The organism is Paracoccus sp. JM45 (assembly GCF_003590715.1).
In the GTDB taxonomy this organism is placed as follows: Bacteria; Pseudomonadota; Alphaproteobacteria; order Rhodobacterales; family Rhodobacteraceae; genus Paracoccus.
In genome coordinates this window covers 1-25,412 of record NZ_QQVY01000024.1, presented here as the reverse complement: position 1 = coordinate 25,412, position 25,412 = coordinate 1, and the positions used below count along the sequence as shown (strand labels likewise).

Annotated in this window: 19 protein-coding genes and 5 pseudogenes; 14 read left to right on the top strand and 10 right to left on the bottom strand. The window is 53.9% G+C overall.

Annotated elements, in window-relative coordinates:
* On the bottom strand, positions 1-715 hold a 715-nt coding region (locus DWB67_RS16210), incomplete at its 3' end, for a helix-turn-helix domain-containing protein (RefSeq protein WP_147385957.1).
* A gap of 16 nt (positions 716-731) precedes the next feature.
* Here DWB67_RS16210 and DWB67_RS16205 point away from each other — a divergent pair.
* The 6 genes and pseudogenes from DWB67_RS16205 to DWB67_RS16180 form a co-directional block, all read left to right on the top strand.
* A pseudogene (locus tag DWB67_RS16205) lies at positions 732-1,061 on the top strand (integrase core domain-containing protein); the annotation flags it as partial.
* Positions 1,062-2,039: 978 nt separating this feature from the next.
* Positions 2,040-3,023 carry a glycosyl transferase gene (locus tag DWB67_RS16200; protein WP_182911634.1) on the top strand — a complete coding sequence of 328 codons (984 nt, stop codon included), beginning with the start codon at positions 2,040-2,042 and terminating at the stop codon, positions 3,021-3,023.
* Positions 3,020-4,027: a glycosyltransferase gene (locus tag DWB67_RS16195; protein ID WP_119808609.1), complete on the top strand. Its 1,008-nt coding sequence runs from the start codon at positions 3,020-3,022 to the stop codon at positions 4,025-4,027. Before DWB67_RS16200 ends, DWB67_RS16195 begins: the two co-directional genes overlap by 4 nt.
* On the top strand, positions 4,024-4,998 hold the full coding sequence (locus tag DWB67_RS16190) for a glycosyltransferase family 2 protein (protein WP_119808608.1): 975 nt from the start codon (positions 4,024-4,026) through the stop codon (positions 4,996-4,998). Before DWB67_RS16195 ends, DWB67_RS16190 begins: the two co-directional genes overlap by 4 nt.
* On the top strand, positions 4,998-7,445 hold the full coding sequence (locus DWB67_RS16185) for a GNVR domain-containing protein (protein WP_119808607.1): 2,448 nt from the start codon (positions 4,998-5,000) through the stop codon (positions 7,443-7,445). Before DWB67_RS16190 ends, DWB67_RS16185 begins: the two co-directional genes overlap by 1 nt.
* A gap of 67 nt (positions 7,446-7,512) precedes the next feature.
* On the top strand, positions 7,513-7,761 hold the full coding sequence (locus tag DWB67_RS16180; RefSeq protein ID WP_119808606.1) for a hypothetical protein: 249 nt from the start codon (positions 7,513-7,515) through the stop codon (positions 7,759-7,761).
* Here DWB67_RS16180 and DWB67_RS16175 read toward each other — a convergent pair.
* From DWB67_RS16175 to DWB67_RS16150, 6 genes are all read right to left on the bottom strand, one after another.
* Positions 7,737-9,578 (bottom strand): ABC transporter ATP-binding protein, encoded by a 1,842-nt coding sequence (locus DWB67_RS16175; protein WP_119808605.1) that lies wholly within the window; start codon positions 9,576-9,578, stop codon positions 7,737-7,739. The genes DWB67_RS16180 and DWB67_RS16175 overlap by 25 nt on opposite strands.
* The gene (locus DWB67_RS16170; RefSeq protein ID WP_119808604.1) at positions 9,571-10,506 is read right to left on the bottom strand and encodes a serine kinase; all 936 of its coding nucleotides are present in this window, start codon (positions 10,504-10,506) and stop codon (positions 9,571-9,573) included. Before DWB67_RS16170 ends, DWB67_RS16175 begins: the two co-directional genes overlap by 8 nt.
* On the bottom strand, positions 10,503-12,380 hold the full coding sequence (locus DWB67_RS16165) for an asparagine synthase-related protein (RefSeq protein ID WP_370453605.1): 1,878 nt from the start codon (positions 12,378-12,380) through the stop codon (positions 10,503-10,505). Before DWB67_RS16165 ends, DWB67_RS16170 begins: the two co-directional genes overlap by 4 nt.
* A 14-nt stretch (positions 12,381-12,394) precedes the next feature.
* Positions 12,395-12,871 carry a lasso peptide biosynthesis B2 protein gene (locus tag DWB67_RS16160; RefSeq protein WP_119808602.1) on the bottom strand — a complete coding sequence of 159 codons (477 nt, stop codon included), beginning with the start codon at positions 12,869-12,871 and terminating at the stop codon, positions 12,395-12,397.
* A gap of 1 nt (position 12,872) precedes the next feature.
* On the bottom strand, positions 12,873-13,133 hold the full coding sequence (locus DWB67_RS16155; RefSeq protein WP_119808601.1) for a PqqD family protein: 261 nt from the start codon (positions 13,131-13,133) through the stop codon (positions 12,873-12,875).
* A gap of 136 nt (positions 13,134-13,269) precedes the next feature.
* Positions 13,270-13,407: a putative RiPP precursor gene (locus DWB67_RS16150; protein WP_119808600.1), complete on the bottom strand. Its 138-nt coding sequence runs from the start codon at positions 13,405-13,407 to the stop codon at positions 13,270-13,272.
* Between the two features lie 441 nt (positions 13,408-13,848).
* Between DWB67_RS16150 and DWB67_RS16145 the strand changes: the two genes are divergently transcribed.
* Entirely contained in the window at positions 13,849-14,439 is a 591-nt protein-coding gene (locus tag DWB67_RS16145) for a sugar transferase (RefSeq protein WP_255418728.1), read from the top strand.
* Between the two features lie 310 nt (positions 14,440-14,749).
* Here DWB67_RS16145 and DWB67_RS16140 read toward each other — a convergent pair.
* Positions 14,750-15,725 (bottom strand): annotated as a pseudogene (locus DWB67_RS16140) (IS481 family transposase).
* A 129-nt stretch (positions 15,726-15,854) separates the two neighbouring features.
* Here DWB67_RS16140 and DWB67_RS16135 point away from each other — a divergent pair.
* The 4 genes and pseudogenes from DWB67_RS16135 (at position 15,855) to DWB67_RS16120 (ending at position 20,364) form a co-directional block, all read left to right on the top strand.
* Positions 15,855-16,612: pseudogene (locus DWB67_RS16135) on the top strand (IS5 family transposase).
* A gap of 73 nt (positions 16,613-16,685) precedes the next feature.
* The gene (locus DWB67_RS16130) at positions 16,686-17,963 is read left to right on the top strand and encodes a hypothetical protein (protein WP_220475163.1); all 1,278 of its coding nucleotides are present in this window, start codon (positions 16,686-16,688) and stop codon (positions 17,961-17,963) included.
* 424 nt (positions 17,964-18,387) lie between these two features.
* Positions 18,388-18,612 carry a transposase gene (locus DWB67_RS18690; protein WP_370453604.1) on the top strand — a complete coding sequence of 75 codons (225 nt, stop codon included), beginning with the start codon at positions 18,388-18,390 and terminating at the stop codon, positions 18,610-18,612.
* A 633-nt stretch (positions 18,613-19,245) separates the two neighbouring features.
* The gene (locus tag DWB67_RS16120) at positions 19,246-20,364 is read left to right on the top strand and encodes a nucleotidyltransferase family protein (protein ID WP_119808598.1); all 1,119 of its coding nucleotides are present in this window, start codon (positions 19,246-19,248) and stop codon (positions 20,362-20,364) included.
* On the opposite strand, the gene DWB67_RS16115 is transcribed toward DWB67_RS16120, so the two are convergent.
* On the bottom strand, positions 20,353-21,525 hold the full coding sequence (locus DWB67_RS16115) for a glycosyltransferase (protein ID WP_182911633.1): 1,173 nt from the start codon (positions 21,523-21,525) through the stop codon (positions 20,353-20,355). The genes DWB67_RS16120 and DWB67_RS16115 overlap by 12 nt on opposite strands.
* 87 nt (positions 21,526-21,612) lie before the next feature.
* Between DWB67_RS16115 and DWB67_RS16110 the strand changes: the two genes are divergently transcribed.
* The 3 genes and pseudogenes from DWB67_RS16110 to DWB67_RS18470 form a co-directional block, all read left to right on the top strand.
* Complete coding sequence (locus DWB67_RS16110; RefSeq protein ID WP_182911632.1) at positions 21,613-22,398, top strand: family 16 glycosylhydrolase; 786 nt, start codon at positions 21,613-21,615, stop codon at positions 22,396-22,398.
* Positions 22,398-23,702 (top strand): O-antigen ligase, encoded by a 1,305-nt coding sequence (locus DWB67_RS16105; RefSeq protein ID WP_220475161.1) that lies wholly within the window; start codon positions 22,398-22,400, stop codon positions 23,700-23,702. The genes DWB67_RS16110 and DWB67_RS16105 overlap by 1 nt, the downstream gene beginning before the upstream one ends.
* A 105-nt stretch (positions 23,703-23,807) precedes the next feature.
* A pseudogene (locus DWB67_RS18470) lies at positions 23,808-24,474 on the top strand (transposase); the annotation flags it as partial.
* 174 nt (positions 24,475-24,648) lie between these two features.
* On the opposite strand, the pseudogene DWB67_RS16095 reads toward DWB67_RS18470, so the two are convergent.
* Positions 24,649-24,951 (bottom strand): annotated as a pseudogene (locus tag DWB67_RS16095) (integrase core domain-containing protein); the annotation flags it as partial.
* Positions 24,952-25,412: the final 461 nt, after the last annotated feature.

The following is a 25,412-nucleotide window of genomic DNA, read 5'->3' as shown; positions in this document are numbered from 1 at the left end:
CTTGAATATAGAGAGCCTGATAGATGGCCTCGTGGCTGATACGCATGGTTGGATCCTCGGGAAAGTCCATCTTCAGACGTTGCGCGATCTGTTCCGGGCTCCAGGCACAGGACCAGCGCCGGCTTTGACGATGAACGGCTCGTCGTCCTTTCCATACCACGACAGGACCATCCAAGGCGATGCCACCCGGCGTCGCGATAAGTCCGGAAAGACGGTCTTGCACATAATCTCGCAGGGCCGGGTTACTCGCCAGCTTGCTTGGCTTTGGGCGCTGCGCTGCACGATCCGCATGCCATTGCGCCGTGATCGCGCGATAGTCGAAGTCCCCGCTGCGGGTTGCAGAATTGCACCTGATCTCCCGCGATATCGTGCTGGGTGACCGCGAAAGCTTACGCGCTATTGCGCGGATAGCTGTCCCCCTCGCACACTCCAAAGCAATTTCTTCTCGCTCAGAGAAAGTCAGTTTTCGGCGCGTCAGGGAAGTCGCCGAAGGTGCAAGATGTGTGGGAGGCATTCCACCAGAACTCTGAAACCACCGGATTCCGACAGGACCGGAAACACCTGCTTGGACGGCAGACACTTCACTGGAATGACCTGCGGCCACGCCCCGCCAGAACCGACACAGATTCTCACGTTGCCAGACTGGCGGCCTTCCCGGAGAATTTAATTTGCCCCGTGTCGAACGTTCGGATTTTCGTCTGCCTGTTTTTGTCATCTACACCTTATAAAATGGGGTGTTGCGACGACCGGTTGAATCCGCCCAATATTTGTCTATCAAATGCACCGAACGGCTGGCAGAGGCGAAGATCGCCCCGTCGGTCGGCAGCGTCGGCGACAGTTACGACAATGCACTGGCCGAAACGATCAATGGGCTGTTCAAAGCAGAAGTCATTCACCGACGAGGTCCATGGCGTAGCTTCGATGCCGTGGAATATGCCACGCTCGAATGGGTCGACTGGTTCAACAACCGCCGCCTGCTGGAACCCATCGGGAATATCCCGCCAGCCGAAGCAGAGGCAAACTTCTACGCAGCTCTGGAAAGATCAGACATGGCCGCGTAGCTACGACAAACCAGCCTCCGGCAAACCCGGCGCGGTTCACCGAGGCCCGCGAAGGGATCGGCGCGTGGATCACCTATTGCCACGCTGAACGCCCGCACTCATCGCATGGGCTGCTGACGTCCAGCTTCTTGGTTGACGTTCTTAAGGTAGAAATGTGGCAGATTTGATCGCCACGTTGGCTGACCAGTCGCGTCAAATCACGAGTTTGGTCGTTTTTGCTGTTTTGAGGAGCGGTTACATCATTGACATTACGATAGGCGCCTTAGAAATCGGATCTGGATTTTGAGGCATCTGAGCGCCTTCATAATGAGAACCGTGGTACAGCTATAGGGCTGACAGAGCGGCCAATGTATCCTGAAAGTATCCTGAAATTGAGATGAGCTATGGTAACACGGTAGCGAGTGCTTTAAAAATGGGCATTCTCCAAATGTTTTGGCAAAAAACACCTAGAACGATACGACCGCCATTATAAATGACTGAATTCATTGCGCTGTCGTACTGCTCGCCGGCCATGATCGTCTTACAAGCCAATATTATAAGGAAATGGTTGCCGCTTAAACATCTGTGCGCAGGTTGGCATGATGCCGCTGCGATGCAATTAGATGCATCTCAAAGGCGACTTTCCAGTGTCGTGAAAGCCTTACGGTTCAGTGGGTCACGCTTCCTTGTCGTCTGTTGCGAAATCTTGATACATTCGACGGTTTTCCCGCGCGAAATAATTGGTTATCCAAAGGCAATATTTTCTGATGGGCATCGGTCATCCACGGTTCATGTCGACATCTATTGTAACTATTTTTCATGGCGGAGTTTATCTTGCGCATCACGTATCTTGCCCATGATCTTGACGATCCCTCGATTTGGCGGCGTGTCAGAATGTTGCGCCAAGGTGGCGCGCAGGTCCGTGTTGCCGGTTTCAGGCGGGGAATTGGACCATTGCCCGAAGTGGCCACAGTATTAGGACATACTGCCAACGGCCGTATGATCCAGCGTGTCCGCGCGATTGCTGCCGCCTGGCCGCGCATCGCGCGTCTGATCCCGTCTCAGGATGGGCCAGAGGTATTCTTGGCCAGAAACCTGGAAATGTTGGCCCTTGGTGACCGGCTGGTTCGTGCGCGGGGTGGGCGGCTGGTCTATGAATTGCTGGATATCCACGGCATGATGCTGGGGCAGGGACTTGCCAGCCGTATCTTGCGCCGTATCGAGGCAGGTTTGATGCGCCGGGCACAACTGGTTGTTCTATCGTCGCCTGCGTTTGAAACGCGGTATCTTTCACATTTCAACCAACCCGATGTTCCGACCTTGCTAGTCGAGAATAAGCCTTTTGCCCGTGGTGATGTGTTGTCGCCGGTTGCAACAAATACGCCCGGTCAAGACAGTAATGGTGGCCCATTGGTCATCGGCTGGTTCGGTATGCTGCGTTGTCGATGGTCGCTTGGGGTTCTGGACGACGTAACCCGTGCGCATCCGGGACAGTTTCAGGTTATCCTGCGGGGGCGTCCTGCCTTGGATGTCATGGTTGATTTTGATGGGATTGTTGCGGCAAACCCTGACCTGTCGTTTTTGGGGGCCTATAACTGGCCGGATGATCTGCCATCGATCTATGCACAAGTCGATGTTGCATGGCTGATCGACAGGTATCAGGCGGGTCAGAATTCCGACTGGTTGCTGCCCAACCGTCTGTATGAAGGGTGTCTGAACAAAGCCGTGCCTGTCGTTCTGGAGAACACCGAAGTTGCAAGACGTGTGACCGCATGGGATTGCGGTGTAACTGTCGCAACGCCGGACGTTGATGCCGTCTTTGACGCATTGTCGGCTTTGGACCCTGTGACACTTGCCGCGCGGCGGGCCGCTGTGGAAGGTCTGCCCCCAGAAGCATTGGAAATGAACGACGCTGAATGCAACCGTTTGACGGCCGCCATTTGCGGAGCTGCGGCGTCTCATGCGCAGGTATCTGTATCATGATAACCGCTACGCCATCCGAACGCGACGTACTGATCGTGATCCCCGCACTGAACGAGGCGCGTCATATCGAACGGGTTTTGACCTTTGCCTCTGCATTTGCCGCACGGGTCAACGGGCTTGTTATCGTCACTGATGGCGGCTCTGACGATGCGACTTGCGATATTGTCCGACGTCGTGCATCCGGCGATCCTCTTGTCAGGCTGATCGATAATCCTGCCCGCTTGCAGTCCGCCGGTGTTAATCTGGCAGTCGCCAATTTCGGTGACCGGGTTGAGTGGCTGTTACGTCTTGATGCACACAGCCAGTATCCTAACGATTATGGTGATATTTTGCTGGCAGAAGCGCAGCAGCATGGTGCCGACAGTGTTGTTGTTTCTATGCATGCAGAAGGGCAAGGGTTTCTTCAACAAGTTGTTGCCGACGCGCAGAATTCGCGGTTGGGCAATGGTGGTTCGGCCCACCGCCTGTTTGGCGAAGGAACATGGGTGGATCATGGCCATCACGCTTTGATGCGGATCGATGCCTTTCGCGCGGTCGGAGGATATGATGATCAATTCAGCCACAACGAGGATGCCGAACTTGACCACAGGCTAAGAGCGGCGGGCCATCGTATCTGGCTAACGGGCCGGACCTCTTTGACGTATTTCCCACGATCAAGGATCGGGCCGCTGATAAGGCAATATTATAATTTCGGGCGTGGCAGGGCGCGTAATCTGCTAAAGAACAAAACCCGCCCCGCGGCGCGTCAGGCCGTTGTGGCCATGCTGGCACCGGCATTGGCGCTGGTGCTGTTCACACCGATAAGCTGGGCCTTTGCGCTGCCGCTGGTTCTTTGGATGCTGGCGTGTTTTGCCGGTGGCGTGATGATCGCCTTGCAAACAGGTCGGCCGCGCGGGCTGTTGGCAGGCTTGATTGCCGGAATAATGCATATGGCATGGTCAGCGGGGTTCTGGCGGCATTGGCTGGCCCGCAGGCCCGTTGGAACAGAAAAGAGCACGGCATGAATGTTACGGCGTTTCAAGACAGGGTGCTTATCGGCATCTGCACCTTCCGGCGGGCAGAACTGGCAGACACTCTGGCCTCGCTTGAGGGTTTAACGCCCTGCGGTTTGCCCGTCGCCATTGCCATCGCTGATAATGACGGGCAACCTTCAGCCCGTGATCTGGTCGAAGGCATTGCGACAAGGCACGCGATGCCGGTGACGTATCTGCACGCGCCTCAGACCAATATTTCCATCGCGCGCAATGCCTTGCTGGATCATGCCAGAGCGACAGGTGCGCGCTTTCTGGTCTATCTGGATGACGATGAAACGGTCGAAGCGGATTGGCTTATGCATCTGGTCCAAACCTTAGAGGATACAGATGCCGGTGCAGTCCTTGGGCCGGTCCGCGCCCATTACCAACCGACTGCGCCCGCTTGGATGGATCATGCCCGTGCACATGATACGCTGCCGGTTTTTGACAAAAATGGTGTGATTACCAGCGGCTATACTTGCAATGTCCTTATTGATCTTGCCGACCCTGCCGTCGAACATCTTCGGTTCAATCCGTCCCGAGGGCGGGCAGGCGGTGAAGATAGTGCCTTCTTTGCGGATTTTCTTGCCGCCGGCGGCAGCATAAGTTTCGCTCCGAAGGCTATGGTGCATGAAACGGTGCCCGACGATCGTGCGCGTCTTGCATGGTTGTTGCGCCGCCGCTATCGGATGGGTCAGACGCATGCCAGTTTGGCCGCCAAAGACAGTCCGCGCAAAGGGCGTATCCGCTCGGCAGGGGTTGCAATGGCAAAAGCGGCGGCCTGTGGCGGGCTGGCGATCATCGGGGCAGCCCGTCCAGCGCAGCGCAACAGGCAACTGATGCGTGCGGCCCTTCATATTGGTGCAGTTGCTTATCTTGGTGGTGCACGACAGATCGAAATTTACGGAACGGCGCAGGAACGGTTAGACACCGATCCCCGCTCGGGACCCAAGGAAAACTAATGGGACGCGAACTCAAGCCCTACGATGATATCAACGCCTATGCGGATGCGCCGTCCTCGCCGGCGGAGACCATCGATCTGCGCCGTTTGGTGGTCGCGCTGCGTCGGCAGCGTACAACGATTATACTGCCGGCTGTATTGCTGGGCGGGCTCGGCTTGGTCTATGCGGTTTCAAAGCCCGAGACGTTCACAACATACTCCAGCATGTTGCTGGACAGCAATATCAACCAATCCGTCCAACAGGCTGGCGGTATTACAGCTGTCGCACCGGTCGAGCGGATCGAAAATGCACGGGTTGTGCTGGGCTCGGCCAAGCTGGCCGGCGATGTGTTGGATAAGACGGGTCTGGAAGAAAATCCGTCCTTCATGAACCCGCCACGGTCGGCTGTCGCCTCGGCGATAGGTGGGGTTATTTCGACCTTACTTGCACCCGTTGGCTGGATCATTGATCTGGTGACCCCTGCGGACGTTGTGCAAACGACAGAACTTGCACCGTCTTTGAATGAAAGCGACCCACTCATTGTGCAGCTTGACCCCAAGCGGCGTCTGGCGATGTTTCGCCTGCAAGGTGGTATGCGCGTAGACCGGATCGGGCAAAGTTCTGCTGTTGCGATCAGCTATTCTTCGAATGATCCGGTGATTGCCGCGCAGGTAGCGAACGCCTACGCGGACCTTTACGTGCAGGATTTGTTGACCTCGAATGCAGGTTCGATTGGCCAGACAAATTCATGGATGCAAGGGCGGCTGGATGAGCTGCGCGACCAGGCGCAGGAAGCTGCAGGTGCTGCGGAACGCTTTGCGGCGGAAAACGGTTTGGTCGAATTCTCCTCGGGCGGGTTGCTAACAGAACAGGCCTTGAACGAGCTGAACTCTAGCTTAACCGCTGTCCTGACTGAAGCCGCACGGGCGCGGGCAGTTCTGGACACCTATGATCGCGCCGTTGCAGGCGGAATTGAGGGTCTAACCAACAGTAACAGTTCATTGGCCATCGGGGGTGATATTTCTACTGAGCTACGCTCGCGCCTGGATTCCTATAATGACGTGCAAGCGCGATTGCAGCGGCTTTTGTCTACTTCTGGTCCGAATCATCCGCAGGTAGCCGGTTTGCAGCAGACCTTGATGACGACTGCGGAACGCCTGTTTGTTGAACTGCAGGCCAAACGCGCCGAGGCACAAAGTACATTGGATGTTGCCAATGCCCGCGTCGAGGCGCTGCAGCAAAGTGTCCAGAAGGCCTCTGAACGCAACAGCGACCAAGCCGCGAATTTCGTACGGTTGCGGGCGTTGCAGAACGAAGCGTCTACAATGTCTGCAATCTATCAGCAGACGCTGACCCGCTCTCAGGAAATCGAGCAGCAGCAATCCTTCCCTGTCTCGAACGTTCGCATCCTTTCTTATGCGCAAGTACCAAACGCCCCCTCGGGGCCAGCGGTATTGCGGACGACGCTTGCAGCGACCCTTCTGGGGGTCTTCATGGGCATGGCAATTGCCGCGCTCCGTGAATGGCGCGAGCGGTCTTTGCGCACGGCTGCGGATGTGACCGATTATTCTGACTTGCGGTTTCTGGGCCATTTGCCGGTTTTGCCCGCAGTTCGCCGTGCGCGGGCAGAAGGTATCGCATCCGAGACGGAGGCAGAACGGGCTTCTAACAGCGTTAGCGGCGAAGAAACGCTGCCTGCGTTGTCCAAGGCACGTTATCCAATCATAAAAACGCCTGTGCCTGTGCTGCATTACCCTGATTCAGTCTATGCCGAAACGCTGCGCCACGTTCGGCTGGCCGGCGAAGGATCCGGTGGGGTGCTGCCGGTGACCGGCGTAACCTCATTCCACCCTTTTAAAGGACGGTCTTCTGTTGCGTTGAATCTGGCGGGTCAGCTTAGCATCGGGATGCACTCGGTTTTGCTGATTGATGCTGACACCCGGGGCCGTGCGCTGACCCGAATGTTAGGGCTGGAAAACGATCCGGGGCTGACGGATGCAGTTTTGGGGCGGGGCCATTGGAAAGAAATGCTGGTTTCGATCGCAGATACCAACGTCGTTGTTCTGCCTTGCGGGTTGGATCATGGGGGCCCTTCAGACGATCTGTTGACCGGCCAGATGCTGGCACAAATCACGGCCGAGGCGCAGGAGGGCGATTTTGATCGGGTCGTTGTCGATGTGCCACCACTTTACCCTGTCGCACAGGGTCGGGCGATCCTGCATGATCTGCCGCAGTTTGTCATTGTCGGCGAATGGGGACAGACCTCACGGTCGATGGCGGAAACTGCACTGGCGGAAGACCAGCGTCTTGAGGCCCGCTGTCTTGGCGTGGTCTATGATCGCGTCAATATGCGCAAGCTGAGGGCATTCCTGCTGCCTGGCGAAATGGAAAACTATCTGGATGGGTCCAAATCCGATATGTCACTGTGGCGCCGGATAACACGCAGATTTGGTTTTCGGTCTTTATAGTTTATATTTTGTGTCCTACTTTTCTCTCGTCCTTGCTATCGGGGATTAATTAAACGAGAGATATAGGATGTTTGTCGTCCGCTACCTAATAGCTGCTATTGTAACCATCGTGCTTGCCCTGATCGGGGGCATCGCGATGGATTATTCGGTGTGGACCAGCATTGGTATTGCTTTCATTGCAGTGGTGTTCTTGCAGATCCTAATTTTGGGATATGTCGTATTCGCAATGATCAAGAAAACCCGCGCATCCAAAGACGCGGTCGTGCCAAAAGATGCGCTTGAAACGCGCCCTCAGCTTTTCATTTTGCCGAAGTAGTCTTCGAATTGCAGATCAGTACCGTCTGCTCCCTTGGACGGAACAATGCGACCGGCGTCCATAACATATATCTTATCAGCTGCTCGGGTGATGGCGGGGCGGTGGGTAATCGCCAGAACCGTCACCTTGCCATTTAGTCCTGCAATGGCGCGAATAAGGCTTTCTTCATTCTCCCAATCCAATGCGCTTGTCGCTTCGTCAAGAACCAGCACATCCGGATTACGCAATAGCGCACGCGCGACAGCGATCCGTTGGCGTTCGCCGCCAGATAAAAGGGATCCGCGATCGCCGATTGTTGTGTCCAGCCCTGCGGGCAAATCCCGTACAAATCCGGCTGCTGCAAGGTCAAGCGCCTGAAGGATGCGTTCATCATCCACGTGTTCATCGACGGCCATTGCCATGTTTTCGCGAATTGATGCGTTGATCATGAACGGTTCTTGGGCGACATACCCCGTCCGGTCGCGCCAGCGACGCATCTGGTCAGGCCGCAAGGGGGTTCCGTCGACCAGTATTGTTCCCTGCTGTGGTTCCAACAGACCCATCACAATATCTGCGATGGTGCTTTTGCCGGCCCCTGAAGGACCAACCAGAACTGTCAGTTCGCCTGCTACAAGCGTCAGGGAACAGTCACTGACGGCCTGCCTGTTTTCATCAGGAAAACGCCAGCTAACGTGATTCAGCCGGATATCCTGACGGGGCACCGGGGCAGGGGCGTTGCCGTCCATCGCCGGATCTTGCTGATCCTGAAGCTCGCCCTGTAGTTTGGTAATGGCCTGCCACGCTGGCAGGTTAACCATCAGCTGCTGCATGGCGCTTTGCATGTTCATAAAGCGCGGAGCTGTACGCATGAACAGCAATAGCAAAATCACAATACGCGCGACGTCCAATTGCGCCCAGTTCAACGCGACCCAGATAAATAGCGCAGCCCCGCTGACCACCGCAAATTGGAACAGCCCCGAACCGATCGAAGATTGACGCGTAAATTCACGCGCATCCGCCTTGGTTTGCCCCAGAATATTTGAAAACAGGTCTAGATATCGCCCCTCAAGATTCATGCTGCGGGCCATTTTCAGGCTTCCGACGAATTCCGACACTGCATTAAGCTGACGTTCACGTCGCATTTGCAAACGGTCACCATAATGGCGTGCCAACCGCCGGAATGGCCGAAGCATCATCAAGGCAATCATGCCAAAACCATAGGACAACAGCGTCATCGGTGCCGAAATTGCCAGACTCAGCAAGAAATACAAACCCAACCCGACAAGGTTCTGAAGAATTGACAGGACCAGAAAGGATGCCAAATAGAGCCGCTCTATCTCTCCGGTCAGGGCGTGTTCGATCCTTGTGCGGGGAATGCGGGCGACATGGGCCCACCGTGCCTGCGCGACACTGCGAAACAGGGTGATGCGATAATGGTTTGCAAAATCATGAATCAGGTCCGACAGATAGACCGCTTTGCTTCTATTGAAGATCGTTTGCAGCGCCGTCAGGACGATGATGACCAACAACAATACACCTAAGGGGATCAATGCTGGCAACAGGGACGCGCCAGGAAAATCCATACCTGACAGATCGATGGTCGATCCCTGAGAGCCGACCAGCTGTAGCACTGGCAGAAAGGTGATAATGGCGGCACCTTCGCTTATCGTGCCAAGGACCAGCAGTCCTAACCCGATCCACAGACGACGCCCTTCCAAAGTGCGCAAGGCGCGCCATAGCGAGGAAAGCTGCCCCCCCGATCCCAACAGTTTCTTTTTCTTTGAGGGATTTTCGCGTTGCGCAGAGCTTTCTGCCGTGCTGTCGGGCGTTTCAGCCATTCTTCAGATCGCTTTCGATCGCTGCACGGATGTCACCGGCGCGATCAAGGCCTTCGGCCAGCAGCAATCTACGGGGCGGACATTGACGCGTAAGCCGGGCTGCGCCACGAAAATGTTCCGCCGCAGCTGCGCCGTTCAACAGTGCTTCACCAAAGCGGACTGCATAGGAAAAGCGCAGCACTGCGGTTAGGGCTTCAGATGAAGGAATGGGGACCACACTTGTCGGCTGACCCGCAGGCGCGCGTTCAAGAAGATAAAGTCGCGCCGCTTGTACAGGGGCGGCTGCAAGGGCTTTCTGATCCAGCATTGCACGGGTTTTATCGATCGCGTCGTGGACATGGCCGCGAAGGGTCGAACCTTGGGGCAGCAGGCGTGACGCCTCTTGCGAGAGTTTAAGCTGACCGAAACCAGGCAGCATCATTCCCGATTGATCCAAGGCGACCAGATCATCGGCCAACAGGGTTGCCCCATTGCCCAGCAGATTGGTTGCAGTCGTCGATTTTCCAACGCCCTTATCGGCCAGAAACGCAATCCCGTGGCCCTGATGCACAACGGCGCTGGCATGCAGAACGAAAAGTCCGTTGCGACGCAACGCCTCGAACAGAACCGGACCTAGCAGAGGAAAGGCCAATAGGTCGTCTGACACACCTTCACTGCGTTCGATACCAATATGGCGTCCATCCGCCGAGACCTTGAATGCACCAACTGCCGGCCACCAGAAATGACTGCCCTCGGGGGTGAAACGGACATCTGACAGGGGGCCGCGGGCGATGTCGGGTTGCGATGCTTCGCTTATTCGCAGATCCGGTAAGCCGCCGGGGGTACGAAGGCTAAGCTCGGGCAAAACGACATCTGATTCCACCGCAAGATTATAGGTGGAATACGAATAGCGGTTGGCAGGGCTTTGGGTCGTTGCGGCAGCAATCATCGAACACTCTCGGAAACAGAAGCGGGACGTGAAACGGGCAGGTTGCGGACGGTTCCGCGATCCAACCAGGCAGCAAGGCTGAGCGCCCGCCATATACGGAAGGCCGTCTGTGGTTCGGGGTCAACCGATGTCTGCACGCATTTGACATCCTCGCGCAAGGTCGCGGCATTCGCCCAACCCTGCAACGGGCCGGAATTATCTAAAAGGGCCGCAATGCGTCCGTCGGGATCGCGCTGTAGTGCAAACCAGAACCCACGCATAAAATCTGTTTTATCGCGTCGGAGACGAATCGACTCGGGCAGCAAGCCTTTGGTTGCCTCGCGCAGCAGCGCGCGGGGACGTCCAAAGGCAACCTTGGTGTTGGCAGTTTGCCAAACGCAAAGTTCGGCCACGCGGTGGTCGTAGAACGGATAATGCGGCCGTATGCCTTCGATCTGCGCAGCGCGGTTCAATGTCTCGAATGCAATGGCGGATATCGGGCCTGCCATATCCGCAATATGCAGACGGACGCTTTGCGGCAAGTCACGGTCGCGAGGGTCAGGGCGGTGCATCTGGCGGGATCGTTCGAAAATATCGGTTTCGCGGGCCAAATCAGGATCGACAAGACTGAACCACGAAAGCGCAGTCGGTTCGTCCGTGTTCAACGAAGCCATAATTTTACGGCCCAAGCGACCAAAGCCACGCTTTCCGCGGGCTGCCAGCAAGGATGCCACAGCCTCGGTTACCGGAATTCCTGTAAATCGGGCGTGCTGGATTGTCAGGCGTAAGGCCTGCGGCCAGTGCCGCCCCTTTGCCGACAGGGCGATATCATAGAATGTGCCGCTAATGACTTCATCACCGCCATGCCCATCGATGATTGCACCATAACCCAAGTCACGCGCCGCGCGGTAAAGCTTGTGATGACGATTAATTCCGGGTGCAAAGAACGGTTGATCCTGCCAATCAAATTGCGCATCCAGATTGAACAGATCCTCATCCGATGTCTCACCTGCCAACGAAACCGCTGTCAGCCGATCCCCCGAAGCATTGAGAACGTCTTCGATATAACGGCCTTCGTCCTGATCTGGATCCTGGAACCGCAGCGAAAGGGCCGGACGCGGACGGGTATCGTCACCATGCCCCAGCGACATAAGCGAGAGCGTACTGGAATCCAAGCCACCGCTCAGCATCGTGGCCGTCGGTTCCTGAACGCATGCTTGTGCTGTCGCATGGGTTAGTGCCGCGCGCAAAGCCTGACCCACGTCGACATCAGTGGGGGGAGAAGACGCCTGGAGCCGATACCAGGCCCACAGGTCGACTGTGCCATCCTGATCCAGATTCATCAAATGGCCAGGTGGTAGGCGATGAACACCAGACCACGCGGTACTAGACATATCCGTCGGAGCACCTGCTAAAAAATCTGCAACCCAAACTGGATTGGTATCGGGCACAACATCCAAACCCGCCACTACTGTGGACAGATCAGGGGCTAGAATTGCCCGATCCGGCCTTACAGAATATGACAGCGGTTGAACACCAAACCGGTCGCGTACAGCGGTCAACCGGTTCGAACGTTGATCCCAAATGACAAAGGCAAAGGCACCGTTTAAATGATGCGGCGCGTCTACCCCCCATCGCAGCCACGCCGCCAGAACCAGATCTGTACTGTCACTGTCAGGTCCAACTTCCAAAGAGGTGCGAAGATCAGACAGGTCAGTCAACGAAAAATGGCCGACTATGGTCAGCGGACCCGATGTTCTGACATCTGAGGGTTTGGATTGCCAAAAACGGACATTTTGAACATCATGGCAGGACGTATGATTGCGACTGCGGCGGTCCAGATCCGCCGCGATACGGCTGGCCGCAGGCGTGGCATCCTTGCGCGGGTCCAGCATGACAGCAAAGGAGCTCATGTTGGAACGATGTTCGTTGAGGTAATGCCGGTGTTGAAATCATGCAACGGGCGGTGGGCGGCATAATCCGCCGCGCTACCGCCCAAGACAATTATGTTATCCGAAAACAGCCATGCATGGGGGGCAAGTTTGCCAGGGGTTTCAGCACGTATTGGTACGGAAAGCCGGATGGTTGAGGCATAACCCCGCTGTGCAAGAAGCAATTGCCCCGCGCTGGCTTGTGTCAAACACGTCGCACCGGGGACTAACCGCGATGCGTTACGCACCGACCATGCGGTTTCGGCCAAATCGACCCGTGGCACTTCGTTTGCAGCATCCGTATTGGATATTTTATGCGCATCGATTAATTGGCGCAGCGCGTGATGGGTTCCACGCCATAAATGCAGTCGGACCTGAATGACAGCCTTCACCGCATGTGCTAGCAGCACGGCCTCGCGCCTACTTGGCAGTCGGACGCCTTGCGGACGCTTCATATCATACAGCCTGAATTAAATCATGTTCCAGCATGTCATTTAGCAAATCGCTAATGTCACCGCGGCATTCTTCGGGCGTGACTGCGTATTCCGCAGATATCGCATCGGTCAATTCGTTGAGCGAAGCGGGATTGGACATCCGGTTCCAGATCGAGGTGCCGACGGCATCTAGACTGAAGTAGGTATTGGATCGGAGGTCCAATATCGCAATCCCGTCATCAACCGCACAGGACACGCACTCAGGCGAAACAAGATAGGTCATGTGTTAAATCTATTCTGCCAAATGCTTACTAGGTGACTTCCAAACGACGATACGCGTCATTCGTTAAAAAGAATGTCGCAAATTCACGACGCGAAAATAGGGCGTTCGGCAGGCGACTGCCGAACGCCCTATCAAATTACGAGAAGGTCAGTTCGCTGGTAGGCGTGCCTTGCTGATAGGTCGCGTCCAGCGCGTTGCCGCTCTTGGCACCTTGGGTCATTGCTTCCAGTTTGCCTTGGACGAGAAGGGTCGGGCGTGCGTAATGTTTGTTCATGGCGTTTACCTTTTAAAATGCGGCAGTTTTCCCTGCCGATAGCAGCTTGCGCATCTGGAATTTCGTTGCAAGTTGCCTAAAAAGATAGACATATAGATCCAATAGGATAATAATGTTAATTATCAGGGGCTTAGATTTAAATATTTTGAGCGCACATTTTTGAGGGGCGTTTTAACCAAATCTTAACGATTGCTAAAATTTTAACGAGATGTTGTAGAGTTTCGGTCGGGGAGATGGCGGAACGTCATCCGCATGCTTTGACAAAATTCAAGATAAACGTTTGTTATTATGGGGTTATTTGTTAAAATGCGTATGCTAGGCCCTCGTCGGGATTTTGTAGCGGACTGCAATACTTCCGCGGTTGTAAGGGGCTCCCTGCAGGGAGTGCCGACCGATTCGTCGGTAAATGCGAGTGTGCCTGTCGGTGGTATGTCTAAGCGAATGTTGGACATCTTTCTGGCGGTGATCGGGATAGTTCTGCTTTCCCCGCTGATCCTTGGTTTGATCGTTCTTCTGAAATTGACCGACTCAGGGCCGTTGCTTTACGGACATCGTCGGGTCGGTTTCGGTGGACGCGAGTTTCGCTGCTGGAAGTTCCGGACAATGGTCGTCAACGGCGATGAGGTTCTGCGACAGTATCTTGCAAAAAACCCGTCTATTGCAGCGATGTGGCAAGAGCAGCACAAGCTAGTCGATGACCCGCGTGTCACGCCGTTGGGCGCTATTCTGCGCAAGCTAAGTCTAGACGAATTGCCGCAGCTTCTGAACGTTCTGACGGGTGAGATGAGTCTCGTGGGTCCACGCCCCGTAGTTCAGGCCGAATTGGATCATTACGCAAGTTCGATACGGCACTATCTGTCGGCACGTCCTGGGCTATCTGGCCTCTGGCAGATCAGCGGGCGCAGTAACACGACGTACTTTGAACGTGTGCAAATGGACCGCTTTTATGTGATGAACTGGAATTTGCGGATGGATCTGCGAATTATCCTTATGACGATTCCCGCGGTTGCGATGTCCCGTGGTGCACATTAATCTAGTACAAGACTTTTAGGCTTAGTTATTTAGACTACTTGTATCAAGCTAAAGCCCTTCAGTTACGTTAATGCGACTTGGAGTGATTATAAAACTAAGCAGTTTTCAGCACGCTAAATCGCTAAGTTCATATGAATGTTCTTCGAATATAAACTTATCGGGTTTCTGTTGTAACATCTGAGGCAACTAGATCCGATGAATGTTTGATGTATGCGTTTACAATTCCAAGATTTAACCCTTTAACTGTTTTGCGTTCTTCCATTTTACATGATCCATCGGGGAGTGGTGGCGATGTATCGGCAGGCAGTTTTTAGGTGTTCAGCCCCAGCATTTGTTGGATTGGATTTAGGATGAACCTTTCGGGTTCTAGTGTCCATTGTTTGCAGATGAATGCATAGGGCGTCAGGCCTTTGAGCGTCTTCAGTCGCCGGCCGAAGTTATAGGCGCTAATGAAGGTGTGAAGATGACTTCTGAGTTGATCGTGGCCGTCATAGTGGAAGCGTTTCACCTTTGCGCCCTTGATCATGCTGTTCATCCGCTCGTCCTGACCATTGGTCTAGGAATGACTGACTTCGGTGAGCCTGTAGTCAATCTGATGCTCGTGGCAGACACGGTCAAAAATATGCGTGAATGCGGATGTGTGGCGTTTCTGGTTGGTGAACTAGATGCCCCTCGCCATTGTCTGTCGGACCAATGGCATTCCAATGGCTTGATCGGTCGGCGCGATGTTGATGCTGTAAGGAACAGCCGCAATAAGATTGCGCAGGAAATTTGCGGCAGCCATTTTCCCCGCTTTGGGATGCAGTTCGACATAAGCAAACTTTGACGTGCGGTCGATGCCGACAAAGAGATAAAGCCAATCGTCGGGACAACAGTCCACTGGACTGTTGTCTGTCCCTCCTCATACTTCAGCCGTTTGAACCTCGGCAATATCAACGTGAAACTAGCCGATGGGATATGCTTTGAACGCCTTCTTCACAGGCTTGTCACCGGTGACTTCGGGCAGTCGGCATGATATAATGCCGCTGGGGACAACAGTGTAGCGATAATCGTGTCAGATGTGGAATGCTCGGCTGGAACGCATTGAGGCAATCGTCAAAAGTGGATCCGGCAGTACTTGGACCGGTCGGCAAATCCACAGCAGAAGTCCGCTTGCGCCATTTGGCGTTCGTCTTCTGATTGATGCTGTAACGCGTCAAAAGCGTCCCTAGACGTATTTTACTATTCTGTATTGCTCGACGGATTGCCTCAGTCGTCGTGGAGCTGCCGTGAAGAATTTGGCCCATAATGCATCCTTCCATTCCAAGGAAAAGAGTGCACCATCAAAGTCCGCGATCAAACAACTAGGGCCCGTGGACAATCATACTTCCCATAGGTTTTGATTTCTGATTCAAATCTCCCAAACGGAGGTTGGGATGAACGAGCAGCGCTTTGTGGTGACGGATCGTGTGTGGCGGCGGCTTGAGCTGCATTTGCCGGGAAAAGCCAGCGACGCGGGGGCTACGGCAAATGATAACCGTCTGTTTCTGGAAGCGGTGTTCTGGCGCGTTCGCACCGGGTCTCCATGGCGCGATCTGCCGCCCGCCTTCGGCAACTGGAACAGCCAGTTCCGCCGCTTCTGCAGATGGGCGAAAGCAGGGGTTTTCGAGAGCCTTTTTATAGCCATGAGTGGTGACCCCGACCTTGAATATGCCCTCATCGACGGCACCATCGTTCAGGTTCACCAGAAGGCAACCGGCGCAAAAGGGGGACTCAGGCTCAGGCCATTGGACGCTCGCGTGGCGGCCTGACGACTAAAATCGTCGCGCTAGTGGATGCGCTCGGCAATCTGATCCGTTTCCTATTATTGCCCGGGCAGGCACATGACACAAAAGGCGTCGTGCCTCTGATCCGTAACGTTCCCTTCGGGGCTCTTCTGGCAGACAAAGCGTTTGACGCGAACTGGCTTCTGGAAGAACTGGATGCACGTGGGGCATGCGCCATGATCCCACCGAAATCAAACCGAAAGCAACAGCGCAACTACGACGCAGACGCTTACAAGTGGCGCCATATGGTTGAAAACTACTTCGCAAAGATCAAGTAATTCCGAGGCATAGCAACACGCTATGACAAGACCGATTGCAGCTACACCGCCAATTGGAACCTCGCCGCAGCCCTGATTGCTTCAAGATGAATGTCCACGGGCCCTAGTCTGTGAATATTGATTTAAAATTTTAAAAATAGTTTGCTGCCTTTTTCGTGTGAGAGTGCTCGACGTATTCTTGCTGGTCGTATATAAATACTTTTGTAGCCGCTTTAATGTAAGGGCATATGCCAGTCTAATTAGGAGCTTATTCTTGAGAATTTTGGGGTTCGATATTACTCGAAGCGTTGCTATATTTTTGGCAATGTCGTCACATGTTTATGCAGAAGTGGGCTTGGGGAATTATGTCCCCGCAGATATTGCAATACCCTACCGTTTTATATCTCAGATTGCTCCTTTGATTTTCATTATCCTTTTCGGTACAATGCTAGAGATCGTTTATTATCCAAGGTGGACTAAGGAAAAGCAGGAGGAGGTTGCGTCGAGGCTATTCCTACGGGCTATCCAGTGTTGGGTTTTATATGCAATATCCATTTTTGTTCTTTTTATTGTCGATGACGGTTATTCATTCGCTTTCAGTATATCATGTTTGATTTTTATGGGTAATTCCCCATATACAGAGATTCTTAAGTTCTATTCAGTTGCGTTGGCACTTGCACCGGTTGTTCTATGGGCACGCGGCAGGTTTGGACTGATTCCACTTGTGGTAATATCGGTTTTGTTTCAAAGTGCTTGGCCAATTTTTAATAGTATGCCTGACGCCTATAGTGATTTGGGCATACATCTACAAATTGCCCGTTTTATTAAATTTATTACTGGTTTTGGTAGCCCTATGATTGCGGGTCCGTCACTTCTGCATGGTATAACGTTAATCATTGCCGGGCAGTGCTTAGGGAAATTAGTTGCTTGGAGTTTAAAAGAGGAGCATTCAGAAAGGTCACTCACTGGTTTTTCTAACTTATCCACTGAAAAAATACAGATTTTACTAATGGCAATGATAGCGCTAGCTGTTGGTATTGCGGTTTCTTTACCTTCTGGTTGGTTTCTATCTATGGCCGATATGAGCTTTAGAATTGAAAGTAATTTTATTTATTTTCTCCTCGGAGCTATTTTTGCTTTTTTTGCATCACTTGTATTTGTTTGGGTGGTGGATATAAAGCTTTATAATTATAAAAATCAATGGATAGCTTGTTCGTTTTTCGGACGAACAAGTCTTTTCACTTTTTCTTGGGGTAATATATTACTATATTTAAATATTTATGAGCCAAAAAACGAAGTTTCGTCATTTATTTTCTATTTTGTTTTGATTGCTTGTGTGTGTTTTATGAGCCTTCTTTTTGACACCGTTGTTCGGAAGTCGAGTATTTTTAAAAATGGCCTCCTTCAATTAAACCTTCCTTTAAAGAGATCAGCGCAGCGCCTAGCAAGATATATATATTGAGTTGCTTTTTCGATTTTTAATGAATCTAATTTATTATCTTTTGTAGCGGAAATCTCGGATTGGCACGGGCTCTGATGTACAGCTTCTGCCGGGACTGAACACCTTACGTGTGTCTAACCTGCTACATTAGCCCCATCGCCGGTCCTAGCGAGGACCAGCGATGGGGTAGGATACAGCGCTGAACACCTCGTGGCCTGACCACGTGCGCTAGCCGGCTGATCCCACCTCTCCTCACCCTCTCGAACAATTGACGGCCGCCCGTTCGCGGGACCGGGAAGCATAAGGAAGAGAGAGTGACATGATAACAGCAACCAATGTGATCGGGATAGATGTGTCTTGCTACTGGCTGGACTGATTTCGTCTTCCTGGTATTCAGAGGTTTCACTTGGCCAATTCACCAGAAGGGCATGAAGAGCTGATTTCGATGATCTGTCAGATGTCCAGGCTCTTTCAGGTCGGGTTTGAGGCAACCGACGGACAGGAATGGGCATTGTGGGCCGTGCTTGTCGAGGCGGGGGTCGAAGCGCGGCAACTTCCTCCGGCCCGGATCAAGGCTTTTGCCATGTCGCGGGATACACGAGCCAAGACGGACCGGATCGATGCAGAGCTCATTGCCCGTTTCATAATGTTCCGGCCTGAAGCCGGATGAACGTTTTTGGGTGATAGCTTGCGTGTTCTCAGGGCCTTGACGACGCGACGCGCTCAGATCGTCGTCATGCGCAAGCGGCTGATGGCATAGATATCGGCCTGCAAGAAACAAGGCATCCCCGCAGACATCGAGCATCTCGATGCCGAATTGAAAGCCATGCTGGATCCTCAAATCAGCGACCTTGAAGCGCATCAACCGCGCCATTTCAAGCGAAGAAACGTCCGCTCCCAAAACTCACCTTCTTCGTTCCATCCCCGGCCTGGCGCCAGTGCCTCATGACAGCGGCGCAATGCAAGGCAGGCGGGCAATCGCTGGAGAACGACGCGCAATACGACACGTCCTCTTCTAAGCAGCACTTGCCGCCGCATGCCACAACCCGCTCTTGAAGACAGTGGCACAGCGCATGAAAGAGCATGGAAAGCCGCACAAGGTGATCACCATCGCAATCGCGATCCTCAAAACCGGTGAGAATTGGAGACATCAGCCGGCCTGATAAGCACAATTGCTAGGAATATTAATACATCAGTCTTCTATTCTGCAGGACATTAGATACAAAACCTGCCAGTACGTAGCACGGAGACTGCCTTGAAATTCAGAATATTCTGGCTTTGCGGAAAAGAGTGAGGAGCGCAGATGGGTTTCAGCGAAGAAACGATCGCTGCGGTACGTGGCGATTCTCAGTCTGAAATCGGCTGTCTTATGATGTACGGTGTGTCAGGTGACATCGCTACTGAACCACTTTCGAACATGCGTCCTCTTGATCTTGACAGACTGTTCGACATTGCCAGACTGAACAAGTTGCTGGGCTGGTTGCCGATTAGTCCGACCGCGATCCCTGCCGGCTGCGCAGGGTTAGCCTCGAAACTGTTACAGGTCCGGTTGCGTACGATCGCCATGAACCGTCGCGCCATGGCGATTACACTTGAGGTCACTGAAGCACTGACAAAGGCGGGTTTGCGTCACGCGGTTTTCAAAGGTCCGTTTCAACAGCTATCCCTTCATAATGATCCTTTCCGCCGTCCGTCGGGTGATATCGATATTTACGTCGCCCCCTGCGACCGCAAACGCGCGAATGCGGTCCTTAAGACTTTAGGGTTTGGACCACTGGAACAGAACCAGAGCCTATGGTGGATTCCGTTTCTGGGCGAGCAGCATTTCCGACGTGAAAATGATGGTGCGGTCATCGACCTGCATCATCGTTTGCAACAAGCGGGCTTGCCTGACTGGCGGGGTGCCGAGTCTGTTCTGGATCGCGCTGTCAACATCACGCATGACGACACAACAATTCCCATGCTGTCTTCCGCTGACGGCTGTTTGCTGATGGCTGTATCCTTGGCAAAGGCTTTGCTGGCGCATGAACCCTGTGGGTGGGCCGTCGTTGATCTAACGCACTGGCTGGCGCGTCTTGATTCAGTTGAACGGACAATGCTGGCCAAAATAGCCCGCGAAAGCGGGCAGGTACGCACTTTAGCGCTTGGCATTACCTTGGCGCGAGCTTGCAGCGATCATCCTTCTCTTCAGACTTACGATCCGATGTTGTTGTCCGGACTGACAACGGACCAAGCGGTTTTACGTGATCTGGTGTTTCAGCCGTGGCAGCGAGAGGCCGAAGCCCCAAGGCGGCGGCAAATGCTGCGGATGCTGGCCCAAGGCGGGCCCCATATTTTCGCGATCGAGGCTGTTCGGGCCGCCTTGTCGCAACAGGTGCGGAAGTTATTGGAACGGCGGACTGCCAAAAACTCAGCCGGTTGAGCTGCCCGCGGTTGCATCAAACAGCCAAAGGGCCCAATTCGGCAGATTGGCAGGAAGACAGCCGCCCCGTGCAGATATGGATGCAATTTGCGCGGCGCCGTCCGCGGGCGGTGAACGCCAGGCCTCGCCTGCGGGTGGCATAAAGGGCAACGGCTGCTGTAAGTCAGCAAAATCTTGGCGGGGATGGGCTGTACCCCGGCGATGGCGATCCTGCAGGCTTTCCATCAGCCGTGCGACCATAGTCGGATCAGCCAGTCGGGGCATTAAGCCCAGCCAGCGTCGCGCTTTGATATCCGAAACCAGCCGCTCATATCGCAAGGTTCGCCGAAGATGCCTGTCCACCGCTTTTGCGGCTGCGCGCGTTTCAGGATCGGGCATGGGGGGCAGGTGACGGTGTGCTTGAAGCATCGCTTCGACTGTGGAAACGGACAATCTGTGCGAAATCGACCCCGAATGCCGCCGATAGGCGTAAAGAGGATCTGGCAAGAGAAGCAACCGAGCCCCTTGGATCAACAAGCGCATGACTAGATCGTGATCCTCCCCAATCCGCAGTTGCGTATCATAGCGCTGGTCTGCAAGGGCGCAGCGCCGGATTACCGGTTTGAGATAACCGAAGGCTGGCAAAGATGACTTGCCGTCATTGCTGCGCAAATAATCGGCAGGGTCGAGCATCATCGGCGCCGCAAGCTTCATGGATTGCAGCAAGGTCCGGCCTTGCGGTTCCGGCATCGCACCGAAATAGACCAGATCATCGGCGGCAAGATCGGCCCCTGCCGATTTGGCTGCGGTGATCAGCCGTGCCAGCCGGTCCGGATGGATCAGATCATCGCTGTCTACGACAGAAATCCACTCGCCCCGCGCGGAATCCAGGCCTTTGTTGCGCGTTGCGGCGGGTCCTTCGTTGCGGGTCGAGGCAATGACATGCACCCGTGGATCCGTTTCCGCAATCCGACGGGCAATTTTGACACTGTCGTCATCCGAGGCATCATCGCATACGATCAGTTCCAGCCGCTGTTCCGTTTGTGCCAGAACAGATGTCATCGCGGCAGCCAACTGGGCTTCGCCGCGAAAGTTGGCCATTACAACTGACACGACCGGATGTGCTGTGGAGGGCGCCAGACAGTGGTTCGATGTATCCTGATCCGATGGATTGCCCGACATGTGAACGCCTTTCCCTTGACCCATCTATTATGCTTCCATAAGCCGGACAAATGCGCACGGCAACCATGTGGTCAAAGGGTCTTGAACATGCGTCAATCAATTGCCATCGCCATCGGTCTGGTTATGATGGCGCAACCCTCGTTAGCACACGTTACAGACCTGCATCCGGAGACGGCCGGCTTCTATGATGATTTCTCGGAAGGACTGGATAAGGATCGTTGGTACGTATCCGATGGCTGGACGAATGGTGATTGGCAGGACTGTGAATGGTCAGGTCGGGCAGTGAAAGCGCAAAGCGGCATGCTAAGCCTTTTTCACACTCCTGCGCCATTGGATGAAAAGCGCCCACCCTTGTGTGGTGAGGTGCAGACAAAGGCCTTTTTCCAATACGGCACGTTTGAAGCCAGAATCCGGACACCCAAGCAGTCCGGACTGAACGCCTCGATCTTTACCTATACCGGTCCTGTGCATGGCACCCCCCACGACGAGATCGACATCGAGATACTGACCCGCGATCCTGACGTAATGACAATGAACACATACGTTGCAGGTGCACCGCTTAATGGTGGCAAGGTCCCCGCCAACCCGTCCTTTGATGATGCCTTCCACACCGTTGGCTTTCGCTGGGACCCCGAGGGTATAACTTGGTACATGGATGGCCAGGAAGTCCATCGCACTGAGCCGGATGCTACCTTGCCAAGCCATCCGCAAAAACTGTTCATGTCATTCTGGAGCACTGCGACACTGACTGACTGGATGGGCCGTCAAACGGCGCAGGACGGACCGTTAGAATATCAGATAGACTGGATTGCCTATACGCCATTGGACGCATCATGCCTTTTCGAAGGCTCCGTCACATGCGAGCCGAACTGATGACCGACATGACCTCGGCCGGGCCTTTGCAAACGGTGAAAAGATCCACCCGCCGTGCGCACCCGCGCACATTCAGCTATTCGCCCAATGCTTTGGGCGCATTCATAGCGCTCTTCGGATTGGCCTTCATACCGCCCCTAGGGTCGAAAGGCGCATTGCTTTTCCTGATTGCAGGCATGGCACTGGTGGTCAGCAAACCTGGAGAAAATCTGGCGGCACTGCGACGCGAATGGATGATTGTGCTAGTCGCGCTCTGGTGCGTGATGTCCTTTGCTTGGTCCGCTTATACCTCACTGACATTGAGATACGGCATTCAGCTGTCACTCACGGTCGTGATCGGTGTAGTCATAGCCTATCGTTTGGCACCAATAACATTCGTAAAAATTATTTTCGTCACCAGTTCATTGACAGGGCTGGCGAGCCTTCTGCTAGGGCGGGCAAGGTCCGATGGTATGGGATATCTTGGTATCTATGGCAGTAAAAACGCCTTAGCGGACGCCAGTTCTTTGCTTGTTATTGTTTCAATAGCTATCGTGGTCGATCGACGTCTGCCGGCAAAATGGCGCCTGACAGCAATTGCTACATTATTACTCGGGGCAATGTTGCTAGTCATGGGTCAGTCAAGCGGTGCTTTGGTCAGCACATTATTTGTTATCCTCGTTTTTGGGGGCATCTTTGTACTTCAACGCATGACGCCATATCTACGTCTTGTCACTGTAGCCTTAGCAATTGTCTTGTTCGCCTCCATGATTGTTATTTTGTCATCTATGTCGGACCAATTGGCAAAGATCTTTCTTGACCTGACGGGTAAAGATGTCACTTTGACTGGCCGGACGGATTTATGGGCCGTAGCTTTCGGACAGATTGCAGAGCGGCCACTGTTTGGGGTCGGTTTCCAAGCATTTTGGGTTCATGGACAGCCGATTGCGGAACAGCTTTGGGCCGATTTTGGCATTGAGAGCCGGAGCGGTTTCAACTTCCACAACACCCTCATTTCGAACGCTGTCGAAATTGGGTTGCTAGGCACATCCTTACAAACATTCATTTTCATTGGCGCCGTATGGTCCTGCCTTGGTTGGGCAATTCGGAGCCCCTCGGCGGCTTCAATATTTTTTGCCTTGTTTATGATTAGGCTGTTTATGTTAATGTGGATTGAAGTTGTATATTTCTATCAGTTCAGCCTCGGGTCAGGCATCATTATTACGGCCATTTGTTATGGCCACCGTATAAAGACGGACCTTTACAGTCCGAAAAATCGCGTGAGCCGGCATTTTGCTAGCAATTGTGTTTATCAGGCCGGCTGATGTCTTCGATTCTCACCGGTTTTGAGGATCGCTGTTGATTGTCACTGAGAGCTGACCCGGGAGGGGGGGTGCGGACGAAAAATTGGACTATGTTGGAGATAGCCCATGTACAGCTACGAAGAACGACTGCGCGCGGTTAAGCTTTATATCAAGCTCGGCAAGCGCGCGCAGGCCACCATCCGTGAGTTGGGGTATCCAACGAAGAACGCCCTTAAAGGGTTGCATCGAAAATACCAACGTTTGCAGGACTTGCCGATACGATCGGCGCCGCGCCCGCCTAAATTCTCATTGGGGCAAAAGCAGGTGGCGTTAGAACATTATGCAACCCATGGCCGCTGCATGCTTTAGGCTATCCATGCCGAACCACCCTGACGGCTTGGGTGCGCGAGGCTTTTCCTGACACGAAGCCAGTCTTTAACACGGCATATGGCCTTGGCAATCACTCTGACGCCGTGAAGCAGGCTGCTGTGGCCGGGCTATATAGCCGTCAAGAAAGTGCCCAGGCCCTCGCCGAAAAGTTCGGAGTTAGTCGGCCGACGCTCTATGCTTGGAAAACTCAGATCCTTGGCCCGGAGGCGCCTGCCATGATGAAACGCAAGAAGAGCGCCCTTTATCCAGAACTCGAAGAATTGGAGCGTCAGCGTGAAGCCCTGCAGCGCGACGTCCGCGAGCTCCAGATGAGCATGATCTGCTCAAGATTGCGAGCGAAATGATTAAAAAGGAACTTGGCGGCGATCTGCGGATCCTGAGCAATCGGGAAAAGACCATGCTCAGAGAGTGTCCGATCTTCTTCTGTGGTTGCCGTCCTTGATGCAAGAAGCTTCTGACCCTTTGAGGATGTGATCGAGCGCGTTCTTCTGTCAGGCCTTTGAATGCGGCGTTCCAGAAGCCGCTGGCCGGGATGGTGATCCGCGGATTGGGTCTGTCGGAGACCTATAGCTTCATTTCACGCGACCATATCGAGCAGGCTGCGCTGTGCATAGAAGTTCTCTTCTGCCTCGGCTGGCGGGATATTTCCGATAGGGCCCAGTAGCCGGCGATTGTTGAACCAATCAACCCAGCCGAGGGTGGCCATTTCCAGATCCTGCATGTTGCGCCAAGGGCCCTGGCGATGGACCAGTTCAGTTTTGTAGAGGCCGTTTATTGTCTCGGCGAGGGCGTTATCATACGAGTCACCGACACTGCCGACTGACGGCTCGATCCCGGCTTCGGCCAATCGCTCGGTGTATTTGATAGACAAATATTGGGCGGATTCAACCGGTCGTCGCAACACCCCATTTTATGAGGTGTAGATGACAAAAACAGGCAGACGAAAATCCGAACGTTCGACACGGGGCAAATTAAATTCTCCGGGAAGGCCGCCAGTCTGGCAACGTGAGAATCTGGGTCGGTTCTGGCGGGGCGTGGCCGCAGGTCATTCCAGTGAAGTGTCTGCCGTCCAAGCAGGTGTTTCCGGTCCTGTCGGAATCCGGTGGTTTCAGAGTTCTGGTGGAATGCCTCCCACACATCTTGCACCTTCGGCGACTTCCCTGACGCGCCGAAAACTGACTTTCTCTGAGCGAGAAGAAATTGCTTTGGAGTGTGCGAGGGGGACAGCTATCTGAATCGCCCCGGGTCTGTCGGAGACCATCAACTTAAGTAAGGATGATGGTTATGACAAAAAGCAAAATGGCAAATCGCTACTCTCCTGAGGTCCGCGCTCGTGCGGTC